Raw genomic sequence first — 21,970 nt, forward strand, 5'->3', positions numbered from 1 at the left:
TGCTTTTTTTATGCCTTGTTTAAAGAGAAAATCCATTAATAAACGGATTTTGTTCCTGCTCCGTAAGCACAGTGGTTTCCCCGCCATGTCCGCTTAAAACAAGCGTGGATTCTGGCAATGACAATAATTTGTTATGGATTGATTGAAGCAGCACTTCCTGACTGCCGCCTGCTAAATCTGTTCTCCCTATGCCACCTGCAAATAGCGTGTCACCAGAAATAACAAATCCCTCTTCGGCAGAGTAGTAAGACACACTGCCGGGCGAATGCCCAGGTGTATGGAACATGTCTAATGTAAATGATCCAATTTGAAGCGTTCCTTCTTGCGTAATCAATTTTTCAGCTTCTTTGACCGTAATGCCATTCCCAATCAATCGAGCTGAACCGTTTAATTCAGCGTTCGTAAGCCATTCTTTTTCATTTTCGTGTACGTATAGCGGAATTCCCCACTCTTCGCGCACCTCATCTGCCGCACCAATATGATCAAAATGAGCATGTGTTAATAAGACAGCAAGCGGTGTGAGCTGTTTTTCTTTTATATATGAAATCAGCTTTTGTGCTTCACCGCCTGGATCAAAAATTAAGCATTCTCCTTGCTCATTCTTCCAAATATATGCATTTGCTTGTACATAGCCAAGTGGCATTCTTCTCCAATTCATTTTCATCACCTACTTTATTCATTCTTTTTTATTATGAAGGCTATTCAAAAAAAATTCAAACAATCGTCAACTGGAATCTACTCGACAAGCTTTATGAAAACGGTTAAAATGAAAAGAAAGGAAATCAAGGGGATTGATGACAAAGGGGGACGTTCATATGATGCTCGTCATTATTTTTGGTCTAGTCACGATTTTAGCTGCGCTCGGCATCTATCGCTCACTTAAAAAAGTGAACGTACTTGCCATCGCTTTTGCTGGCGCTACATTTTTGGTTTTTGGATGGTTCACTGTCATGACCATCATCTATAGCGGTTATCCAACAGCACATTAAAAGCCTGCATATAGCAGGCTTTTTTTATTGATTCAAATGCTTATTGACGCTTTCTAATTTGCTTGTAAGTGTTGTGGTTTGATCACGTCTGTCATCGATGCGGATATTGGTTGCTACCCGGTGCAGTCCCTTTTCAAAAGGAGCTTTATGAATGCGCTGAATGACCTCAAATAAAACGGATAATTCGCCCTCAATTAACGTATTCATCGGTGTTAATTGATATTTGATTTTCCCTTCTTGTTGAAAGCCCTCTAAAATTCGTTGTACATCTGCTACATAAGCACTGACACTTGGTGTTTCAGTACCTATTGGAATGATCGTGACGTCTGCTATAGCCAAAGTTTCTTGCCCCTTTCAATCGAATTCTCATGTTTTCTCGTCCTCATTGTAACCTATTCCCATTCCATCACGCTATGCTTACGTTGCGTTTAACGAAGGTTTGTCTCGTTCTATCGTCAAGTCCGCTCTCTCTACCTTTCCAATCTTTGTGAACAGAAGCAGACATATACCTGAAACAGCTTCAATGATGCCGCCCGCCGCAATGACATACCCAGACCCAAATCGTGTTGCCATATAGCCGCCTAAGAGGGCGCCTAACGGAATCATTAAGTAGGATATCATGTTGATGATCGCATACACCTGCGGCTGATCCTCTGCCTTTACTGACAATTGAATCATCGTATGTTCGGGTACGTTGACTGCACTAATGGCTGCCCCTAAAGCAAAAGCTGATATAAATACAAGTGGCAATAATGCGTTCATGCCTGTGATGAAGAAGGCGATTCCATCAACAATTCCAGCACCTATAAACAGCAATCCATACCGATTCACTTTTACCTTTGTCAAAACAAATCCCATCAAAAATGCGCCTAATGCCGTTGTGACTTTAATGAAAGAATAAACGACCGGCCCGCTATGTAAGTCTTCTGTTAAATAAATAACAGACAATGCTTCCCATGGTGCCGCAGCAAAGTTTGAGCAGACACAAAAAATCGCTAATGGAAACAAAATATGATGACCTCTCACAAGTGAAAAGCCCCGAATTAACCTTTTCCCGTAAGATAATCCTTTTTTGGCTGTATTCATAATAGCTTCTGTTTGATAGGTAATCATGAAAACCAATAAAGCAGACAAGAGGTAAAGCGGAATAATCACAAGCATTGTATACCCTACCCCTACAAATGCAATCATCACACCACAAATGGTTACCGTCACAAGTCTTACCACATGGCTTGCTGATTGGATGGTTGCATTCGCTTTTTGTATGAGATCCTCATGAACAAGCTTTGGAATAATGGAAACGGATGCCGGTTCATAAGAGCCGCCAGTCGCCGAATGCAGCAGCATACAGCCAATGATGAGGACTAGCGGTGTGAAGCCATAAAAGTAACCGACTACGATCACAAGGATAATCGCTCCTCGTGTTAAATCAGCAAAACACATCCAAAATTTCAATTGATGCGGCTTCATCATGGGCGTAATAAATGGCCCAACAATCGCTTGAGGCACAAAGCTGACCGCAATAAAAAAAGCTGTCCCTATAGCGCCTTTCCCGCCTAATACCAACAACCACAAGATAGAGTTGAAAGATAAACTATCCGCTGTGATTTTACACATTTTAGAAACAAATAAGTAAGTAAAATTCCTTTTCCACAGGCTTTGAGCATTCAATGATCGACATCTCCCCAAAACATATCCTTTTTTTTACACCCATATCTTTCACAATAGCTCACAAGCAAGTCTTCGTCAATTCCTTCAACACTGTTTTTATTGACAATAAGCAATTGATTGTTTTTCAAATATGAAAAAGCACCTGTTCGGTGCTTTTTTTAACATTTACACGCTTCCCATAAAAGACGCTTTGTTTTTTCATAGATCGTATCAAATTGATTCATGGAAAGAGGATTTTTCCCTAGACCAAGCTCGACTGTATAACCCTCATTATGACATTGATAAATAAACCAATCACGGTAGCCGGCATAGCTGTCGAGGTATTGGACCGGTTTGTAGCCGCTCACTTGTTCGAGTCGTTTGACGGTTTCTTTTGAGATGGCTGGCTCGTGACCAAGAAAGCCCCAATATATCTCTTCTCCTTGTGTATGAAGGGCAATCAGCCGGTCAAATCGTTTTCGTAACGCTAGATTTGCCATCGCTTTCGCTTCTGGTTCTGTTAACGGTTGATAACCAGGAAAATCCCGGTAGGAAGGCGCTTTTCGCTGATGACGATAGTACTCAATCTCCCAATAAGCAGGGAATTGATTGTTTAAATCCACCCCCCGAATATTTGCTTTCCATTCCCGATAATCGGAATTCCCACCATTTAGCGGTGCGAATTCTTCAGTTCTGAGACCTAATGACTCTGGACCATTCCGAACCAAATCCACTCCATCTGGATTAACCATTGGCACAATAGATAAAGCGGTGGTTTGCAGGATATGAACCGCTTCATAATGTTTTGCTTGCACCGGGTCAGACGCTGCTAAGCAAAGCGATTTCAGCCATTTTAATAAAACAGACGTCGTAATCCATTCATTTGCATGAAAAGAGGCATTGAGATGAATAGAATGTAAATGCTGAACAGGCTCTGTTCGGATTTCATAAATAGGTGTATCAAGCACTGAATGGCCAATAACGCTGATATGAAGGAAAGGAAATGCCGCTTTCAAACATCTCAGCTCTTCTTCTAATTGAGCACTGTCATATTCAAAGGTCCCACTGATCCAATCATCGGATTGCTGCAGCCTGTAAGGTGCAATGAATCTCTGCACATCACCTATAGAATCAAATACATGGACTCCTTCTGGAAGTCTATATCCCGGTAAAACAAGGTCATCAGTGCTTGCTTGATTAGATAAATGAAAAGCCGCTTTACCTATGCCAAGCCGCTTTGCCACACCATCCCTCCCCGCTTCATCCAGCTCCCATGCAATTTTTCCAAACGACGTTGTCTTCATCTACATCCCTCCTCTCATACTATATGAGCCGGCACATAAAAAAAGAAAACCTCTGCTTCTAAAATAGCAGAGGTTTTCTCATATATTAGGACGCCTTTTTCAGCTCCGTTTTATCTTCTTTTTTGGATGGTGAATGGTCCGGGCTGTTTCTGTCATAAAATCTAAGGAGGTCCCCATAGATGATTTGATCAGAGAATTGAAGCTCCTGCTTCGCCTTTTCTTCATAAGACTGACAAACAGCTTTATCATCTGCTGGCTCGCCCGTCTCTTTATTGTAGCAAACACCATCTGTAAAGATGCTGTCCTTCGTAATAAAGCTTCCATCACGGAGGACTGTAAAGTCATTCGTATCTTTCGATAAAAGGTCATGACCAAATTGAATTTGTTTACTTGTATCTATTCCTAGAAGGTTCAGTACTGTTGGACGGATATCGACTTGACCGCCTACCGTATCAATTTCTTGTGGATGTTGATCAGTTACCCCTGGAATGTGTACAACAAACGGGACTTTTTGAAGCTGCACTTCTTCAAACGGCGTAATCTCTTTATTTAAAAATTGTCCCATCGCTTCGTTATGGTTTTCAGAAATTCCGTAGTGATCCCCATACAAAACAAAAATGGAGTTATCGTATAACCCAGCTTCCTTCATCTTTTTGAAGAAAAGCTTAAGTGCTTCATCTTGATAACGCACTGTAGGGAAATACTTGTTTAGCGTTTTGCTCTTTGAATCATATTCATCAATAAGCTTATCTTCTTCATCTAAATCAAATGGAAAATGGTTCGTTAATGTAATTAATCTCGTATAGAAAGGCTGTGGGATTGATTTCATTAATTCAGCGGACTGCTCAAAGAACGGACCATCTTTCAGTCCCCAGCCAACTGAGTTCTCTTCATTCACATCAAATGATTTAATATCGAAGAACTTGTCATAGCCAAAACTATCGTAGATAAGGTCGCGGTTCCAAAAGCTTTTGTTATTCGCATGAATAACAGAAGAGTGATAACCTTCATCCTTTAACAGCTCAGGTGTCGCTGTAAATTCATTGCTTGGATTTGTAAAGAACACAGCGCCTCTTCCAAGTGGATAAAGAGAATTATCTACAATAAACTCTGAATCAGAAGTTTTCCCTTGACCTGTTTGATGGTAAAAATTTGTAAAGTTATAGCTTTTCTTGATCAATTTGTTTAAAAACGGGGTAATTTCTTTCCCATTTAATTTTTCATTGATCACGAAACTCTGTGTAGACTCAAGTGATACTAAAATGACATTTCGTCCTTTTGCTTGACCAAATGTCTTTTCATTACGGTCGGTTTGATTTGCGCTTACATAGTTTTCAATTTCCGTTAAGCTATTGCTGTCAGCAAGGGCTCTTTGAGCGGACTGCTTCGATTGCAATACCCCATCATAAATATGGAAGTTATATAAGCTGATATTTTTCACCAGCATCTCACGGTCAAATGAGCGAGTAAGCAGTTCTGGTCTTTCTGTTTCAGCTAAACCAAGGTTAAAGAAGAAAGTGGCTGCCACAAATAAGTAATATGCTGCTCGTTCTTTTCGTGAAACTGTGACATCTGTTCTAAAGGAAGGCTGTTTTTTATAGAGCCAAATTAAAATGATGATATCAACGAACATCAGAAAATCGACTGGTTCAATCAAAGAGGTAATACTTGACCCGAGGTCACCCATATTGTTTGTTTGAAATAGGACGGGGATGGTTAGAAAGTCACTATAGAATCGATAAAACACAATGTTGGCTAACAAAATGAATGTCAGGATAAAGCTCGTCACGATGATATATCGATTGCGATTTTTTTCTTTTAGAAATAAACCGATACCGAAGATAAACAAGAGAAAGCTAAGCGGATTAATAAACAGGATAAACTCCTGCATGAAATTTTCAATTTTTATATTGAAGCTAGATTTATAGATAACGTAGGTTTTGACCCACATTAGCAATGTCGCAATCAGTAAAAATGAAATCGCCTTTAATCTTTTCTTTCGCATTGTAACCTCCTTATGCTAAGCACGCACCTTCTCTGGGGATACACCCCAATTATTGGTGCTTCTGCAAAAATAACTAAAGTATATCTTATCCTGTATATGCTGGAAAATCAATGTCTTTTTCCTCATGACAAACTTATGAATATGCTAAACTTTTAAATTCATGCCCATCTATCGGTTTTTTTAATAAAAATGACATCATTATGACTTTTTTGTTCAAGACAGCCATTTGTTTTTTGCCATCCATGCACCGCCGATGACACCCGCATCGTTTCCGAGTGATGCAATGACTACTTCGACATCGTCCGCGCAAGGCGGGAATGCATGGTGTTTGACAACACGCTCTACTTTACACCGAAGAAGCTCACCTGCTTTTGAAACACCGCCGCCAATCACAATTTTTGTTGGGTTTAAAGCACTGGCAAGATTGGCTAGGACAAGTCCAAGATGTGTCGTTACTTCTTCTACGACACGCATTGCAAGATCATCTCCGTTTTCTGCCGCCTCAAACACATCCTTTGCAGACAGCCGCGTGAGCGGACGAAGTGAAGATGTCTGCTGCTCGGCTGCTAATCGATCCTTTGCAAGCCTGACGATGCCAGTCGCAGATGCGATCGTTTCAATACAGCCTGTTCTCCCGCAGTTACACGGTGCTCCTTGGAATGGAACGGCACAAATATGACCAATTTCACCGCCAGCACCTGTCTCCCCTTGAATAACTTCACCGTTTACGATGATGCCGCCGCCAACACCCGTTCCAAGTGTCACCATCAGGATATTTTTTGCACCATCTCCTGCACCCTTCCACATTTCACCGAGTGCGGCAATATTCGCATCATTTTCAATGACAGATGGAAGTCCCGTCTCTGCCTCTAGGTGATCCTTCAAGGGATAGTTGGTCCAGCCCAGATTCGTTGTTTTATAGACAATTCCAGATACTTTATCTACAGGTCCAGGTGCACCCATTCCGATCCCAATAAGTGTTGATTTTGGCATACTGATCTCAACCAGTTTATGGTCAATTGATTTGGCAATATCGACTGTAATCGTCTGCCCAGATTTATCCGTAGGAATCTCCCACTTATGCTGAATTTCTCCATATAAATTAATGAACGCAAGCTTGATTGTCGTACCGCCAAGATCAATCCCTACAAACCAATCCCCTGTCATATGCCCTCCACCTTCACATTGTTTTTCGATTTAATTTGGCTAGTTCCATTTGAAGGATGGTCATTGCGTTTGACAATTCGGTTCGGTCAATGACGCCCGATGTATACATTTCCTTCAATTCGTCTGCCATAAATTCTAATTCTACTTCACGATCTCCGAAATATACATAATTTCCAAATCTCATGAGCAGCTGCTGTACATCATATAACGTTTTCATTGTTTCCACCATTTCTTCTCATCACCAGATAGGATAAGCGTATTCATAAATGCGCTTTCAGTCAAGTCATTCAACGTGTTTGACTATTTTCGATATATTGTTTCAGCTTTAAAAATTGATCATTTTGAGGATCCTGTTTTAACGCTTTCTCTAATAGTTCCTCTGCTTTCGCTGTGTCCCCTTTTTCTACGAACAACAACGATAAATGATACAGTTTATTTGGTTCATCTGGATCTTTTTCAAGCGACTTTTGCAAAAATTGAATGGCTTTATCAAGGCGCCCCTGCTGCGCTTCTGATAGTGCATAGATATGAAGCGCCTCCGCTGATGCATCCTTTTCGTGCACATATTCCTCTAAACGTTTACTTGCTTCGTTATAATTCTTCTCATCAAATAAACTCGCTGCCTCACTTACTGCCGCTGCTTCCTTTTGATCGTCTGAATGAAACCCTGTATACAATCCAAAGCCTCCAATCAAGAGCAGAACAGCACTCGCAAGAAGCATTTTGACTGGCTGCACCTGTTTAGGCAGCCGGACAGCTAAAGCGGTGAAAAATCCGCCAACAAGGCCGCCAAGATGACCTGCATTGTCAATACCTGACACGGTGAAGCCAATCCCTAAGTTGATGAGGATAATTACAATAATATTTGTTCCCATCGTCCGAAAGAAAAGCTTTCGGTTAGAAATTGCTAAATATAACAGTGCACCTAAACAGCCAAAGATCGCACCTGATGCACCTGCTGCAATCGCCGTATTAAACACAAAGCTCGCAATCGAGCCAAAAATACCGGAGATCAAATAGATAAGCAAAAATCGCCCCGAACCATAAATTCTCTCAACGGCCGCTCCGACGGACCAAAGAGCAAATGTATTAAAGAGTAAATGTGTCAAGCCAATGTGTAAAAACATTGGTGTAATGAGGCGCCACCATTCTCCATCTAAGATTAGCGCATTATTTTTCGCACCAAACGCAGTTAAAGTCGCCGTATTGGTACTTCCACCAGACAGCTCAAGTAAAAGAAACATCACCACTTGAACAGCGATCAGCAAATATGTAAAGATGGGTCTGCCATTTTGAAAAACGGCCCGTTCTCGTTCACGCTGCTTTTCCTGATCATGAAAGGCTCGAAGCACGTTCATTTTAAGCTGCATTGTATCCTCAAGTGTGTCTCTCTTCGCTTCTTCTACATCAACTGTAAGCGATGTATTCAACCATTTTTGCAGTTCGTTTACATCGTTTTGAAGAGCATCTGCGCTCAGTAATACAGGGGTAACTGTCACCTTTTTCTCTTTTTGCGGGTGACCGTTTAGGTCTTCCCAATCATCTACTGGAACATCAGTTGTAAATTGCAGCTGTAAGAGATGAAGAGATCGTTTACGCATAGCTTCTCTCAGCTGATCGATCCGATACGTTTGCTCCTCTATATCTCGAACGATCTCCTGTCTAAAATTCACATCTTTTCTATATAGACGGATGAGATCATACCCTGAGTTTCGTGGTGCTTCAAAAAAGATTTCATCTTCTGGATACGGACTTTGAATCATCTCGTATCCTTTTCGTCTTAGTTCATCAACAACTCGCCAAAATAGACTATCTATGACATTCATTCATTCGCGCTCCATTTTTTACATTATTATAACAAGAATCGTTCTGATCCGCATTTCTAAACAAAAAAATCCCGGCGTTTGCGGGATTAGAATGCTTGGCGAATAAATTTCGTCCGAAAATATGGAATTTTCATCAGCCATTTAATAAAAAAGTGACGCACTTGATTTTGACCTAAAATCAAATTCATCAGCCGATAACGATTTTGCACGAGTACGAATGCAAAAAGTGTGAACACAATGCTCCAAATCATTTTATTCATCATATTCCCTCCTATGTTCGTATCGTGGCTTAAATAGGATTTGTTTATGCATGAACCAGTGTTTTTATCGCTTGCAATGGTTCCATTCGTTAGCCAGCCTTCACAAACTAATCCCTTGTTCTTTTGATTGAATATAATAGACCTCTTCACACTCTGATCGATAACAGGAAACATCAAATTGATGAAGGTCCACTAAATCCTTGAACGTATGAGGCAGCTTACAATTCGGGTCTAACTCTTCAAGCTTGTGCGGGAAGTCATCATCATTTGGATTTGGTGAATGGACATACACAGCATCTAACATTGGATCTTGTTCGTGAATACAGATCCATGTTTGGTATGGCTTTTCAAATGCTTCAAGCTGCTTTAGCAGTCTATTGTATAAAGAGATATGAGCTTTAATATGCTCTCTTCTTATTTTCAAACTATTTTTCCCAACACCAAAAAAATCAAGATGGGTATGAAAAAAATCGAACCAATAATCATGATCCAGCTGTAAGTCAAAAGTATTAACTTCCTTCCACAAATTACGGAAGTATCTTTTCTTTCCTCGAAATTTTTTCAATATATGCCTCCTAATAGCTAAAAAGTCATTAAATGAATAAACGCAAACTATTATTAAAATCGGTTAAATTACAGACAAGTGAAGCCGCAACTTAAATTTAAAGAGATATCAACTCAACATTCACTTCGACCAACTCATAAATCAAACCAAACGGTCTCAACACAAAAAAGCCCGTTCTTACGCATAAGCAGCGGACTTTTACTTTTGATAAAATGCGCCTTTCTCACTGACCATTATAGATACTGGTATGTCATGCGGTTCAGCTGGAAGATGGTCTACTTGCTGTACAGACAAACAAAGAGCAAGCGTGGCGCCGTGATAATCAGCTAAATAGCGGTCATAATAGCCGCCTCCGTAACCGATACGGTAGCCGTGCTGATCGAAGCACACCCCAGGAACAATGATCAGATCGATCGCTTTTTTATGTACAGCTGACGATGACGCAGGATCGGGTTCCAACAGCCCAAAGTAGCGGGATATCATCTTCGTTTCCGGTGTATATTCATAAAACGTCATCTCTTTTGTTTCCGGGAAACAGGTCGGTACACATACTGTTTTCCCCTCCTGCCATGCTTTTTCAATCAGAGGCATTGTCGGTATCTCTTTTCCTCTAGACATGGTGAGTGCAATCGTATTTGCATGTTTCCATGCTGGCAGCTGAAACAAGTGCTCATGAAGGAAAGCGGTGCTTCGCTCAAATTCCTCATCAGTCATCTGATCAAGCTTAGCTAATGTTTGAAGGCGAAGCTCTTTTTTCACACAGTTCATCTCCCATCATAAAAAAACAGCAGGAAAATTCCCTGCTGCTTACTTTGTTTCACGATGTAAAGTTTGTTTTTTATCACGTGAGCAATACTTTTTGAATTCAACGCGATCTGGATTGTTTCGCTTATTCTTTTTAGTAATATAGTTACGCTCACCGCATTCAGTGCAAGCTAGAGTAATATTTACGCGCATGTTTTTCCCTCCAAACTAAAATCAATTCACATTCAGACCTAACTATAATACCACTTATAGCTTAGGAATGCTAGAATGTTTTTTCACCAATTTCATTTTCAGTGCAATCTGTCCGCCTTCTTATCCATATCGCACAGTCATTTCATGAAAAATGGCCTGCTCCCCTATAAAACCTCAACCTTTGTCGTACTGTATACATGAGAATCCCTCTTTAACCCCACTTTTATTTTGACAGCGGGCAAGGTTTTCATACTCGTTTTACATATAAAAAGAAAAAAGATGAAAAAAAGGTGATTTTTTCACCAATTCCTTTTGAAACTAGCTTTTTTATGGTATAAAAAAGAAGGGTCGAAAACTGTCTGAAACAATCATGAAAGCCTTTTATGGCTTTCCGCATTAAAATATGAATAAAAGGTGATGAAACATGGAAATTGCAATTATCGGATTGCTTGTTGTCAGTATCGTACTGATCGCATTCTCATATTTTCAAAGAGAGCCAATTAAAGAAGTCGAGCAGGAACTTGAAACACTTCAACTATCTGCAATGCAAGAAATCTATAAACTGAAAAAGAAAATGAAGGTTCTTGAAGAAGAATTGCTTGAAACAAACATCGTCGTCCGCAAACATTCAGAAATTGATCCATCTATTGCAAGACAAATCATTTCAAAGCACCAAAATGGCATGTCTCCTGAAGCCATTGCGCGTGCTGAGCATGTATCTGTAGAAGAGGTCAACATGATCATTAAAGACAACGAGAAGGTGCTTGTATGACGAAAAAAAGCATCCAAACGTTTGCAGCAGGTATGATTCTTGCAACTGGTGTTCTGGCGATCGTCTTTTTCCTCACTGGGAAAGATGAAGCGGAAGCTGATACAACAACAAAAGAAACCCTTGCAGCAAAAGTTACAGACACTGACGTGAAGAACTATTTAGACTCTAAAAAAGAAGTCTCCGTCAGCCGTGAAACATATCAGCAGCTTCTTGATTATAAAGAAAAAGCACTGAAGGCAAATGAAGACGGCGATTCAACGAATGATAAACAAGCATCGGACAAGCCTAAAGGCAAATCGATCAAATTCGTGATTAAAAACGGGATGAGCACAAGTGATGTTTCAGACATGCTTGAAAAGGACGGAATCATCAATTCGTCTAAAGATTTTAATGATTACGTGATTGACGCCGGCTATCATAAAGAAATTCGTGCAGGCAAGTTCAATTTAAAAACAGGGATGACGTTTAAACAAATCGTCAAAGCCTTAACAAAATAACAACAAAACCCTCTGGCGGCGCGGACCTCCAGAGGGTTTTTTATTATCCAAATCGACCAGATATATAATCATTCGTTCTTTGATCGTTTGGCTCAGAGAACATCACATTCGTATCATTGGTCTCAACAAGCTCCCCCATTAAGAAGAAAGCCGTTCGGTCTGATACCCTAGCCGCTTGCTGCATGTTATGCGTCACAATGGCAATCGTGTATTTCTCTTTTAATTTCATAATCAGTTCTTCAATCTTTAATGTTGAGACAGGATCAAGCGCTGATGTTGGTTCATCCATTAATAAGATGTCTGGGCTTGTGGCAATCGCTCTTGCAATGCAAAGCCGCTGCTGCTGACCGCCGGAAAGACCTAGTGCAGGCGCACTTAATCGATCCTTCACTTCATCCCAAAGCGCAACATCACGTAGCGCTTTTTCAGCGATTTCTTTCAATTGCTGCTTGCTCTTTACTCCATGAATTCTTGGTCCGTAGACGACATTATCAAAGATAGATTGAGGGAATGGGTTTCCTTTTTGAAAGACCATCCCGACGTTTTTACGCAGTTCCACTAAGTCAACACGGCCTTTTAAAATGTTGTCGCCGTTATACATCATATCCCCAGTGATTTTCACACCTGGCACTGTTTTGACCATGAGATTTAAGGTCTTAATAAATGTTGATTTTCCGCAGCCAGACGGGCCGATAATCGCTGTGACTTCATGCTCTCTAATGTCTAAATCAATATGTTTCAGTGCGTGATGCTGCCCGTACCATAGGTTCATATCATTCACACGAAACACTTCTTTTTTAGCTGTTTCAGTTGCTACTGCATTCATCAAAATCACCCGCCTTATCCAAATCGACCATTGATATAGTCTTCTGTTTTTTGCTGCGCAGGACGTGTAAAAATACGTTCTGTAGCATCATATTCCACTAGATCACCGTTTAAGAAAAAGGCTGTACGGTCAGATACACGAAGCGCCTGCTGCATGTTGTGCGTCACAATGACGATTGAATAATCATTTTTTAATTGTGTAAGCAGTTCTTCAATTTTTGCATTTGAGATCGGGTCTAAGGCAGAAGCAGGTTCGTCTAATAGAAGCACACTAGGTTTCATCGCAAGTGTACGCGCAATACAAAGGCGCTGCTGCTGACCGCCTGATAATGACAAAGCAGAGCGGTGCAGACGGTCTTTCACCTCATCCCATAGCGCCGCCTTTGTTAAGCTTTCCTCCACCGCATCATCAAGTACAGATTTTCTTTTTTCACCCGCATATTTTAACGCATGTGTAATGTTGTTGTAGATTGATTTAGGAAATGGATTTGGCTTTTGGAAGACCATGCCGATTTCTCTTCTTAAATTCACCACATTGATACGGTCATCTAAAATATTTAACCCTTCGTACATAATTGCCCCTTCACTTCTCGCACCTGGAATCAAGTCATTCATGCGGTTAATGCTTCGTAAAAAGGTTGATTTCCCGCAGCCTGATGGGCCAATCAATGCTGTAATAGCGTTCTTCTCAATTTCAAATGATATTTGATTAACCGCTCTTTTTTCACCATAATAAATGCTTAAATCCTGCACCTGTAAAATCTGTTCTGATTGAAGTGGAGCCTTTTTTGCTGCAATCTCTTTTTTTTCTGCTAGCATTTGAACCATATCCCCTTCACACCTCTCTCACATTATTTTGACGTAAGCTTTTTATGAATAAATGAACCAAGCCATCTAGCTGCTAAGTTGAATACTAAAACGGAAAGCACAAGTACGGCTGATGCACCATTTGCAATGGCCTCTGCATCTGGAATAATTCCTTGTGTATTGACGTTCCATATATGAACGGCTAATGTTTCTGCCGGTCTGAAAATATTCAGCGGTGACGTATCAGAAAATGGGCTCCAGTTTGTAAAATCAAGACGCGGTGTCGTGAGACCTGCTGTGAAAAGAAGCGCAGCCGCCTCCCCGAAGACTCTTCCTGATGCTAATATCGCACCGGTAATAATAGAAGGAATCGCACCTGGAATGAGGACTGTCTTCACTGTATGCCATTTCGTCACACCAAGCGCAAGTGATGCTTCTTTTTGATCCTTCGGTACAGAGCGAAGCGCATCTTCTGTCACCCTGACCATCACCGGCAGGTTAAACACCGTGAGCGCAAGAGCTCCTCCGATGATCCTATAGCCCCAGCCTGTTAAATTAACAAACATGAGTAAACCAAACATACCAATGACAATGGAAGGAAGTGAAGACAGCACTTCAATACATGTACGAATAAAATCAGTGACTTTGTTTTGAGGTGCATACTCTGCCATATACACTCCACCGCCGACACCGAGTGGCACTGTAATCAGCATTGTAATAAACAAAATGTAAAACGAGTTAAACAGCTGATCCCTAATGCCACCGCCAGAGCCAATCGCACTTGAGCGAGTTGTCAAAAAGTCAAAGTTTAATTCTTTTGCACCGTTGAAAATGATATAAGAAAACAAACCAACTAGGATCGCCGTAATAATGGCGGCGCATAGCCCAAAAACAAATGTGGCAAAACGATCGGTCATTTTGCTATTCATTAAATCTTCCTCCTAGACGACAAGTATCTGATAATGAGTATGAACATAAACGATACAACTAGAAGGACAAGACCCATTGACCAAAGTGTATTGTTTTCAACACTTCCATACGTTGTGTGACCCATGTTTAACGTAATAATGGTTGTTAATGTACCAGCTGTATCCATAATGCTCTCTGGTAAATTACGCGTATTTCCAATGACCATTTGAACGGCAAGGGCTTCTCCAAACGCTCTTGCCATTCCAAGAACGACTGCTGTCATTAATGTTGGAAGAGCTGCCGGTACAAGCACACGTCTAATCGTTTGCCATCTTGTTGCCCCTAGTGCATAAGAGCCCTCACGTAAACTTTTTGGAAGAGAGGCCATTGCATCTGTTGCAATAGATGTAACGGTCGGCAGAATCATAATAGAGAGGACAATCGTTCCTGCTAACACGCTATGTCCTGAGCCGCTTGACTTGAAATGTCCGATAAACGGCACCAATACTGTAAGACCTATGAATCCGTAAACAACGGATGGAATCCCTACAAGCAATTCAATGACTGGCTGGAGAATTTTCCGGCCCCATGCAGGTGCAATTTCTGTCATAAAGATCGCTCCTGCTATGCCTAGCGGCGCTGCAATGAGTGCCGATAGAAGCGTGACGGCGATTGATCCAAAGATAAAAGGAAATGCGCCGTACTCCGGATTTTCTGCTGTGGGGTTCCAATTGATACTGGTTAAGAACTCAATTGGGCTTACACCATTTACGATGAAAGATTGTAAACCCTTAATGCTAAGGAAGATCGTGATGGCGATGGATACTGCAATCATTAAGAATGCGCAGAACCTGACCAAAATACTTCCTCTTACTTCATCCATTTGCCTATTTTTCTTCGAGCTGATCAGTCGATCGCTCGCTTCTGTCTGTTCTATCTGCTTCATCTTTTTCTACACTCCTATGAATGTCATAAAAGGAAAAGTGAAAAGCTCCACTTTTCCTTCATCAGCAATTCAAGACCTCTTACTTATCTGATTGTTTGCCTGCTGCGTCTCTTTCTACTTTCATATTAGAGACTGAGATGTAGCCTTGATCTTTGACGATTTCTTTTTGTACTTCGTCACTCATGAGGTAATCTAAAAATTGTTTTGCTAGACCTTCTGGCTCACCTTTTGTATAAGAGTGCTCGTATGCCCAAATTTTATATTTACCGCTTTCTACATTGCTTTCTTCTGGCTTCACACCATCAATGCTAAGCGGTGTAATTTTGTCATCTGTTAAATAAGAGAATGCTAGGTATCCAATCGCACCTGGTGTTTCTGCAATCAGTTTTTTCACTGTGTTTGAAGAATCTTCTGTGATTCCTTCTGCAGGTGTTGCACCATCAAGTGCATATTTCACAAATGTTGCACGAGTTCCTGAAGAATCAGGTCTGTTTACAAGCGTGATTTTTTGGTCTTTCCCGCCAAGCTCTTTCCAGTTCTTGATTTTACCAGTGAAGATTTTTTTCAATTCGTCCTTTGTGATGTCTTTGACACCAACTTCAGGGTTTACAGCTGCTGCCATTCCAACAACTGCTACTTTGTGGTCTTTTAAAGCTTTTGCGTCGATTCCGTCTTTCTCTTCTGCGAATACATCTGAGTTACCAATTTGTACAGATCCTTCTGAAACTTGAGAAAGTCCTGTTCCTGAACCGCCGGCTTGTACTTGAATATCGGCTTTTGGATGTTTATCCATGAATTTTTCTGCTGCCGCAAGAACTAAAGGCTGCATCGCAGATGATCCTGAGATGGTAATGGAACCTGATGCCTCATCTTTGTTTGAAGCATTTCCTTTACTGTCTTTTGAATCTCCGCTTGAGCTGCTGTTTCCGCATGCTGTGACGAATGCTAACAATGCGATAGTAAGGAAAGTAAGCAGCCATAATTTGTTCTTTTTCATTTCAAGAATACCCCCTGAATAATTTGTCCTACGAGTAATACATTAAAGGTTCTTTATTAATTTCGTTTAAATGGAATGTTAAGGTTTTGTAAATGTCGAAGTTTTGTAGAGATCTTGCGGCGTTTTTTATGAATTTTGTCAATTTATATCGGAATTTTTGAAGATAACGTAAAAAAACGCCCACAAAAAGTGAGCGTTTTTACCTAGTAAAGGTCTAGTTATTTGTTTCTGCTTCATTTTCAATTTTGTTTTTATTTTTCTCCTGTGTATCATTGCTTTCCTGTTTTGATTTCAGTTCAAAGTATTTGTCTAATACTTGTTCACCAATATCGTTTGTAATCGGATAGCGCTGGTTGTAGTCTTGATACACCCATGGTACAACAACAGAAATGGCCACTTCTGGATTATCGGCAGGCGCATACGCAACAAGAGTTGTGTTATACGTCGGGGTTCCACGTTTGCTTTTAATTGGGCCGTCATAGAATGATTGAGCAGTCCCTGTTTTGCCAGCTGGATTGTACTTTTTGTTGCCAAAGTTTGAATAGGCTGTCCCTCTTGGATTCTGCATCACAAGCTTGAAGCCTTGCTGGACACGCTTGATTTGATCACTTGTCATGTCTAGCTTATTCAATACATCCGGTTTGACTGATTCTGTCACAGCTCCAATGCCGCGCTGCGGGTCTGGCTCTCTTACTTCCTTGACAAGCTGCGGACGTAAACGATATCCGCCATTTGCAATCGTTGAAACGTACTGCGCCATTTGCAGCGGTGTAAACGTATCATACTGACCAATTGCATAGTCAAGTAAGAGACCCGATTGTGTAGACGTTCCCCGGTAGCCTGTTGCTTCGTTTGGCAGGTCAATACCTGTTTTGATTCCAAGACCAAATTTACTGAAATTGTAGCGGAACGTATCAAATGCTTTCGTATCAATTGGGAGCGCCTGGTTCTTACGGTATTCCCCTTTTCCGATAGCGATCGCTGTTTTGAACATATACACGTTTGATGAACGCTCTAGCGCTGTTAAATCATTAATGAGTCCCATATTGGCATAGGATTTCTTTGGCGGTGACTGCGCGATATAGAGCGGTTCATCGTATTGTGTACTTCCGATGTGAATAGCCCCTGTTTTATATCCTGTCAGTACAGTTGCCCCTTTTACAGCTGATCCCATCGCATATGAGGATGTCATTGTTCCTAATGCGTAGTCATCGAATTTGTATTTTCCGTTTTTATTTGAGATCTGTTTACCCGCTACAGAGAGAACCTCTCCATTTCTCGGGTCCATCATGACCACAAAGGCGCGATCAAGTAGCTCGGTTCCCCCTCTTTGTTTCGCACTTCTCAAGTTCTTCTCAATAATTTTTTCAACCGCTTTTTGCAGCTGAATATCAATTGTAAGTACAAGGTCTTTTCCGCTCTTTCCTTCTGTTAACACTTTAGAGCTTGTAACATTGCCTTGTTTATCAGTTGTACTTTGTTCTTTTTCCTTTTGGCCCTGCAGGACATCTTCATATTGATATTCAAGATAACTTTTTCCTACACGGTCATTTCGGCTGTAGCCGAGTGATAGATAATGCTCAAGAAGTGACTGCGGAAGACCTTCATCACTTGAAGACACACTGCCGAGCATACTGCGGAGCAGTCCTTTATAAGGATAGCTGCGGGACCAATCTGTCGTCACATCTACACCTGGCAGCTCGTCCAAATGCTCAGAGACGTAAGCAATTTCGCTTGGCTTTACATCTTCATTTTTAATGAATTGAGGCGTAAGTGCATAGCCTCCGTCCATCTGTCTTTTAATCGCAAGCACTTGTAAGTCTTTTTTCGTCAGTTGATTTAATTCCTTGTCTGTGATGCGTTTCAGCTGAAGCGCATATAGTTTATCATCAGAGACCTTATTGTCACCCTTTAAATCTGATTCCTTTTGAACAAGCTTTTTCGCTTCATTCGGATGCGTTAAGATCCAGAAATCTTTTTTGTCGCGATCTGTGATTTTTTTCGTACTCACATGAATCATATCCGCTAATTTTGATGCCACTTTGAGCCGCTCTTCTTGTGAAGTCGTCGAGGTTCTCGTATATGTAATGGCATTTAGCGCTTTATTGCTGACAATCGTATTGTAGTTTCGATCGTAAATTTTTCCGCGTGGAGCAGATGAGCTGACATTTACATCCTCTTGTTTTTCTGCCTGCTTTTTATAATCTTCTCCATTGACAATTTGCACAAACCCGAGTCTAACGACAACACCAGTAAAAATAATAAACGCAGCTAAAAATAACAAATTCAGCCGGATCGGAAGTGTTTTGCGCCCTTCCTTCGCGTCTTTTTTGTTTTTCTTGTTTCTCATCACATCACCTTTTCTATCAAGAAAGAAATGGCACCCCTTTTTCTGTATAAAAGGTGCCATCATCATTTTAGCGGTTTTTCTATTATTTATCTAGAAATTTGATGTTCCATTGGTAAGAAATTTTACCTTTCTCCCTTAATAAGGTTCGTGTGAGATACTGGCTTTTGACCGTCAGCCTCTTTCATATCAGCTGTTTTTTCTTTTAAATGAATATCTTTTACAAAATAATAAATGAGGGTATGTCCCGCCCCGAGCACAACAAGAGATGCCGGAATTCCGATCTCATCACCTAGTAAGGTGACAGACAGCAGGAACAAAACAATCGAACTAATACGGCCAGCATTTAAAAATAACTCTCTGACCACAATGTATTCAATTCGGGCTTTTCTAGCATACCTTGCATGTCCGATGACATCATATGTTAGGGATACATAAGGAACAAGCAGGAGCGGATATCCTATCGCAATCGCTACCGCATACATGAGAAGTGATACATAGGACAAGTGAAAGACGATTAAAAACAAGGCGCCATATAAAATCAGCCCACCTAGCATAATGGCCTTCTTCCGCCATTTTTTCTTAATCAAACGTGTTGCGAAGAAATATGCAAAAAAGGCAACACCAGAGTTCACTAAACCAAACGTCCCGAGAGCAAGCTCACTGTTTGTTGCAATAAACACAAAGACACTGATTAAGAACACAAAGACCCCTTCGCGAAGCCCTTGAAAGAAGTGAGCAGTGGTAATTTTACGCCAATTCTCGTCTGCATGGCGTTCTTTCCAAATTTGTTTAATGATAAATTTGCCTTTTGACTGCCTTCTCTTGAGAAAAAAGCTCATCACAACCGCTAGTGAAAACAAGAAAAGCGATAACGTGAAAATCACTGTATAGCCTGTATCATCCGTTAATTGAGAAATAACAATTCCCGCAATGAGAGGACCGATCATACCAGCAGTTGAAGTAAGCACCCCGAGAAATCCATTAAAGAAATCTCTTGTTTCAGGCTCGGTGATCTCAAAGGTGAGTACGTTAAAAGCAAGCCAGTAAAAACCATAGCCGATCCCAAGCACACTTCCCAATAAAACAAGGCGCGCGGCCGCTTGCTCTCCTGCCATTAAGACGATTAAGTAAAAAGCGGCTAAGAAGATGACTCCGAAACGGAGGACAAACGCCCGGTCTATTTTTTTAGCGAGCCGGCCAGCGAATAAAAACGTAATGGGCTGGAGCACCACAATGGCCAAGTTATAAATCGCAAGGTCTGTGAATTTTCCAGACTGTTTCCATAAGTACACATTTACAAATGTATTCGAAAGCGCAATGGCAAGTGCGTATAATCCACCAATCGTGAGGAGGAGCAATAAATCTCTTGTGACATCCATGTCCCCGAACATTTTCTTTAATTTGCTCATACAATTCATTCTCCTTTTCTACACAATAGTCTGTCTCATCAAAAGGCAGATATGTAAAAAAAGGAGGGGAAAATATAAAAAGACCTGCTTCTCTTGAAAGCAGGTCTCAGCGTGTAGACAAACCCTTGCATTCGTTGTCAGGTCTGTGCGCTGGTGCTCACGAATGTTCAATTCGCTCCGCTCCAGTGCTCGTCCTTCCTAGACTTCAAAGGTTTTCTATCACGCTGAAAAAGAAGACAAAGGGCTAAAATAAAAATCATTTTAGCCCTTTGTCAAAAATCTGAAGACCTGCTTCTCTTGAAAGCAGGTCTTTTCGACTCAAATCATTATTTTGCTTCGCTGTAAAGGCGAGCTACTTCATCCCAGTTTACAACATTCCAGAATGCTGAAATGTAATCAGGACGACGGTTTTGGTAGTTTAGGTAGTATGCATGCTCCCAAACGTCTAGTCCTAGGATTGGCGTTTTTCCTTCAGTTAAAGGAGAATCTTGGTTTGGCGTGCTTGTGACTTCAAGTTTTCCGTTGTTCACAACTAGCCATGCCCAACCAGAACCAAAGCGTCCTGCAGCTGCTGCAGCGAAATCAGATTTGAATTTTTCAAATCCGCCTAATTCTTTTTCGATTGCATCTGCAAGTTCACCAGTTGGTGCGCCGCCACCGTTTGGTGAAAGAAGCGTCCAGAATAATGAGTGGTTCGCATGTCCTCCGCCATTGTTACGTACAGCTGTACGGATGTTTTCTGGTACAGAGTTTAAGTTAGCCACTAACTCTTCAATTGATTGATCTTCAAGAGCTGATACACCTTCGATTGCTTTGTTTAAGTTTGTTACATATGTGTTGTGGTGTTTTGTGTGGTGAATCGTCATTGTTTCCTTGTCGATATGTGGTTCTAATGCATCGTAAGCATATGGTAATTCTGGAAGTTTAAAAGCCATGGTTAATTTCCTCCTTAAAATGTATGTACTGAAATGCTTCCTTTGTAAGTCAGCAATTCACCCTACTCAAAGAGTATCAAAAGAAACAGCTTGTTTCAACGTTATTGCTCATGTTCTGAAACATTTCAGTGTTTATTTTGTATTTATCCCTTTAGAAAAAGTTTTAAACACCCTTTTTCAACTTAGCGAAGGACATAAAATAAAAAGATACCCAGCATCAGCGCTTGAATCAATCCTTTTGCAAAGACACCTGATACAAAACCAATTAAAGAGCCTAATCCTACTTTCACACTCGTTTTCAGATCTTTTTGATGAACAAGGAGCTCAGCAATGACACTGCCGATAAATGGACCAATGATAATTCCTGCAATGGGAATCACAAAAGGACCAGCTAATAACCCAATGGTGCTTCCCCAAATTGCTGCCCGGCTGCCGCCAAAGCGCTTTACTCCAATGAGGTTTGAAACATAATCTGCCGCAAATAATACCGCAGTAAACATGGCTTGAATGAGCCAGAACGTCAGTGTAAGCGGCTCGAAGCTGAAAAAGAAACCATATAGAATAAATCCGAGAACCATAAAAACCACGCTAGGGATGATTGGATAAACAAGTCCAACAAACGCAATGATAAATGCACAGCCAATCAATATCCAATACAGCACGTCCAAGACCTTGCCGCCTCCTTTTTATATGCTGTATACATTATGCCTCATTCCTTCTTTCTTAACCAGCGATGAAGGCCATACTTGTACTGGATGGATAGACATTGATACAATATGAGAAATAGAAAAGAATGTAGG

At 40.9% G+C, this 21,970-nt stretch carries 24 protein-coding genes; 3 read left to right on the forward strand and 21 right to left on the reverse strand.

Annotation, left to right across the window (positions count from 1 at the left end; all coding sequences use genetic code 11):
* Positions 1-19: 19 nt before the first annotated feature.
* Positions 20-658 (reverse strand): MBL fold metallo-hydrolase, encoded by a 639-nt coding sequence (locus AKG37_RS01960; protein WP_060697339.1) that lies wholly within the window; start codon positions 656-658, stop codon positions 20-22.
* Between the two features lie 157 nt (positions 659-815).
* On the opposite strand from AKG37_RS01960, the gene AKG37_RS18370 reads away from it, so the two are divergent.
* The gene (locus AKG37_RS18370; RefSeq protein WP_003217333.1) at positions 816-989 is read left to right on the forward strand and encodes a DUF2759 domain-containing protein; all 174 of its coding nucleotides are present in this window, start codon (positions 816-818) and stop codon (positions 987-989) included.
* A gap of 24 nt (positions 990-1,013) precedes the next feature.
* Here AKG37_RS18370 and AKG37_RS01965 read toward each other — a convergent pair whose 3' ends face one another.
* The 11 genes from AKG37_RS01965 to rpmG all read right to left on the reverse strand — a co-directional run bounded on the left by AKG37_RS01965 (position 1,014) and on the right by rpmG (position 10,723).
* Positions 1,014-1,328 (reverse strand): MTH1187 family thiamine-binding protein, encoded by a 315-nt coding sequence (locus tag AKG37_RS01965; RefSeq protein WP_060697340.1) that lies wholly within the window; start codon positions 1,326-1,328, stop codon positions 1,014-1,016.
* 78 nt (positions 1,329-1,406) lie between these two features.
* Entirely contained in the window at positions 1,407-2,660 is a 1,254-nt protein-coding gene (locus tag AKG37_RS01970) for an MFS transporter (RefSeq protein WP_060697341.1), read from the reverse strand.
* Positions 2,661-2,818: 158 nt separating this feature from the next.
* Positions 2,819-3,943, reverse strand: a complete 1,125-nt coding sequence (locus AKG37_RS01975) for a M14 family metallopeptidase (protein ID WP_060697342.1) — start codon at positions 3,941-3,943, stop codon at positions 2,819-2,821.
* An 85-nt stretch (positions 3,944-4,028) separates the two neighbouring features.
* Positions 4,029-5,948: an LTA synthase family protein gene (locus tag AKG37_RS01980; protein WP_060697343.1), complete on the reverse strand. Its 1,920-nt coding sequence runs from the start codon at positions 5,946-5,948 to the stop codon at positions 4,029-4,031.
* 213 nt (positions 5,949-6,161) lie between these two features.
* Positions 6,162-7,115: an ROK family glucokinase gene (locus AKG37_RS01985; protein WP_060697344.1), complete on the reverse strand. Its 954-nt coding sequence runs from the start codon at positions 7,113-7,115 to the stop codon at positions 6,162-6,164.
* Positions 7,116-7,128: 13 nt separating this feature from the next.
* A complete protein-coding gene (locus AKG37_RS01990; RefSeq protein ID WP_060697749.1) occupies positions 7,129-7,332 on the reverse strand; it encodes a YqgQ family protein in 204 nt (67 codons plus the stop codon).
* A 70-nt stretch (positions 7,333-7,402) separates the two neighbouring features.
* Entirely contained in the window at positions 7,403-8,941 is a 1,539-nt protein-coding gene (locus AKG37_RS01995) for a rhomboid family protein (protein WP_060697345.1), read from the reverse strand.
* Positions 8,942-9,027: 86 nt separating this feature from the next.
* Positions 9,028-9,201 carry a hypothetical protein gene (locus AKG37_RS18955; protein WP_017367602.1) on the reverse strand — a complete coding sequence of 58 codons (174 nt, stop codon included), beginning with the start codon at positions 9,199-9,201 and terminating at the stop codon, positions 9,028-9,030.
* Positions 9,202-9,301: 100 nt separating this feature from the next.
* Positions 9,302-9,766 (reverse strand): hypothetical protein, encoded by a 465-nt coding sequence (locus tag AKG37_RS02000; protein ID WP_060697346.1) that lies wholly within the window; start codon positions 9,764-9,766, stop codon positions 9,302-9,304.
* Between the two features lie 198 nt (positions 9,767-9,964).
* Positions 9,965-10,525, reverse strand: a complete 561-nt coding sequence (locus AKG37_RS02005; protein ID WP_060697347.1) for a 5-formyltetrahydrofolate cyclo-ligase — start codon at positions 10,523-10,525, stop codon at positions 9,965-9,967.
* A gap of 48 nt (positions 10,526-10,573) precedes the next feature.
* Positions 10,574-10,723 carry a 50S ribosomal protein L33 gene (gene rpmG / locus AKG37_RS02010; protein ID WP_008360061.1) on the reverse strand — a complete coding sequence of 50 codons (150 nt, stop codon included), beginning with the start codon at positions 10,721-10,723 and terminating at the stop codon, positions 10,574-10,576.
* A 424-nt stretch (positions 10,724-11,147) separates the two neighbouring features.
* Between rpmG and AKG37_RS02015 the strand changes: the two genes are divergently transcribed.
* Together AKG37_RS02015 and AKG37_RS02020 are read left to right on the forward strand one after the other, a co-directional pair.
* The gene (locus tag AKG37_RS02015) at positions 11,148-11,495 is read left to right on the forward strand and encodes a hypothetical protein (RefSeq protein WP_060697348.1); all 348 of its coding nucleotides are present in this window, start codon (positions 11,148-11,150) and stop codon (positions 11,493-11,495) included.
* Positions 11,492-11,992: an endolytic transglycosylase MltG gene (locus AKG37_RS02020; RefSeq protein WP_060697349.1), complete on the forward strand. Its 501-nt coding sequence runs from the start codon at positions 11,492-11,494 to the stop codon at positions 11,990-11,992. Before AKG37_RS02015 ends, AKG37_RS02020 begins: the two co-directional genes overlap by 4 nt.
* Positions 11,993-12,035: 43 nt before the next feature.
* On the opposite strand, the gene pstB (AKG37_RS02025) is transcribed toward AKG37_RS02020, so the two are convergent.
* The 9 genes from pstB (AKG37_RS02025) to AKG37_RS02065 form a co-directional block, all read right to left on the reverse strand.
* Positions 12,036-12,818 (reverse strand): phosphate ABC transporter ATP-binding protein PstB, encoded by a 783-nt coding sequence (pstB, locus tag AKG37_RS02025; protein ID WP_060697350.1) that lies wholly within the window; start codon positions 12,816-12,818, stop codon positions 12,036-12,038.
* Between the two features lie 14 nt (positions 12,819-12,832).
* Positions 12,833-13,645 (reverse strand): phosphate ABC transporter ATP-binding protein PstB, encoded by an 813-nt coding sequence (gene pstB, locus AKG37_RS02030; RefSeq protein WP_060697351.1) that lies wholly within the window; start codon positions 13,643-13,645, stop codon positions 12,833-12,835.
* Between the two features lie 23 nt (positions 13,646-13,668).
* A complete protein-coding gene (pstA, locus tag AKG37_RS02035) occupies positions 13,669-14,553 on the reverse strand; it encodes a phosphate ABC transporter permease PstA (RefSeq protein WP_060697352.1) in 885 nt (294 codons plus the stop codon).
* Positions 14,553-15,479, reverse strand: coding sequence for a phosphate ABC transporter permease subunit PstC (gene pstC, locus AKG37_RS02040; RefSeq protein WP_060697353.1), 927 nt, complete (start codon positions 15,477-15,479; stop codon positions 14,553-14,555). The genes pstA and pstC overlap by 1 nt, the downstream gene beginning before the upstream one ends.
* A 79-nt stretch (positions 15,480-15,558) precedes the next feature.
* Complete coding sequence (locus tag AKG37_RS02045; RefSeq protein WP_060697354.1) at positions 15,559-16,476, reverse strand: phosphate ABC transporter substrate-binding protein; 918 nt, start codon at positions 16,474-16,476, stop codon at positions 15,559-15,561.
* 214 nt (positions 16,477-16,690) lie between these two features.
* Positions 16,691-18,826: a peptidoglycan D,D-transpeptidase FtsI family protein gene (locus AKG37_RS02050; RefSeq protein WP_060697750.1), complete on the reverse strand. Its 2,136-nt coding sequence runs from the start codon at positions 18,824-18,826 to the stop codon at positions 16,691-16,693.
* Positions 18,827-18,948: 122 nt separating this feature from the next.
* Positions 18,949-20,235 (reverse strand): MFS transporter, encoded by a 1,287-nt coding sequence (locus AKG37_RS02055; protein ID WP_060697355.1) that lies wholly within the window; start codon positions 20,233-20,235, stop codon positions 18,949-18,951.
* A 326-nt stretch (positions 20,236-20,561) separates the two neighbouring features.
* Positions 20,562-21,170, reverse strand: a complete 609-nt coding sequence (sodA, locus tag AKG37_RS02060; RefSeq protein WP_060697356.1) for a superoxide dismutase SodA — start codon at positions 21,168-21,170, stop codon at positions 20,562-20,564.
* A gap of 182 nt (positions 21,171-21,352) precedes the next feature.
* On the reverse strand, positions 21,353-21,838 hold the full coding sequence (locus tag AKG37_RS02065; protein WP_060697357.1) for a DUF456 domain-containing protein: 486 nt from the start codon (positions 21,836-21,838) through the stop codon (positions 21,353-21,355).
* Between the last annotated feature and the right edge of the window lie 132 nt (positions 21,839-21,970).

This window comes from Bacillus australimaris, assembly GCF_001307105.1.
In the GTDB taxonomy this organism is placed as follows: domain Bacteria; phylum Bacillota; class Bacilli; order Bacillales; family Bacillaceae; genus Bacillus; species Bacillus australimaris.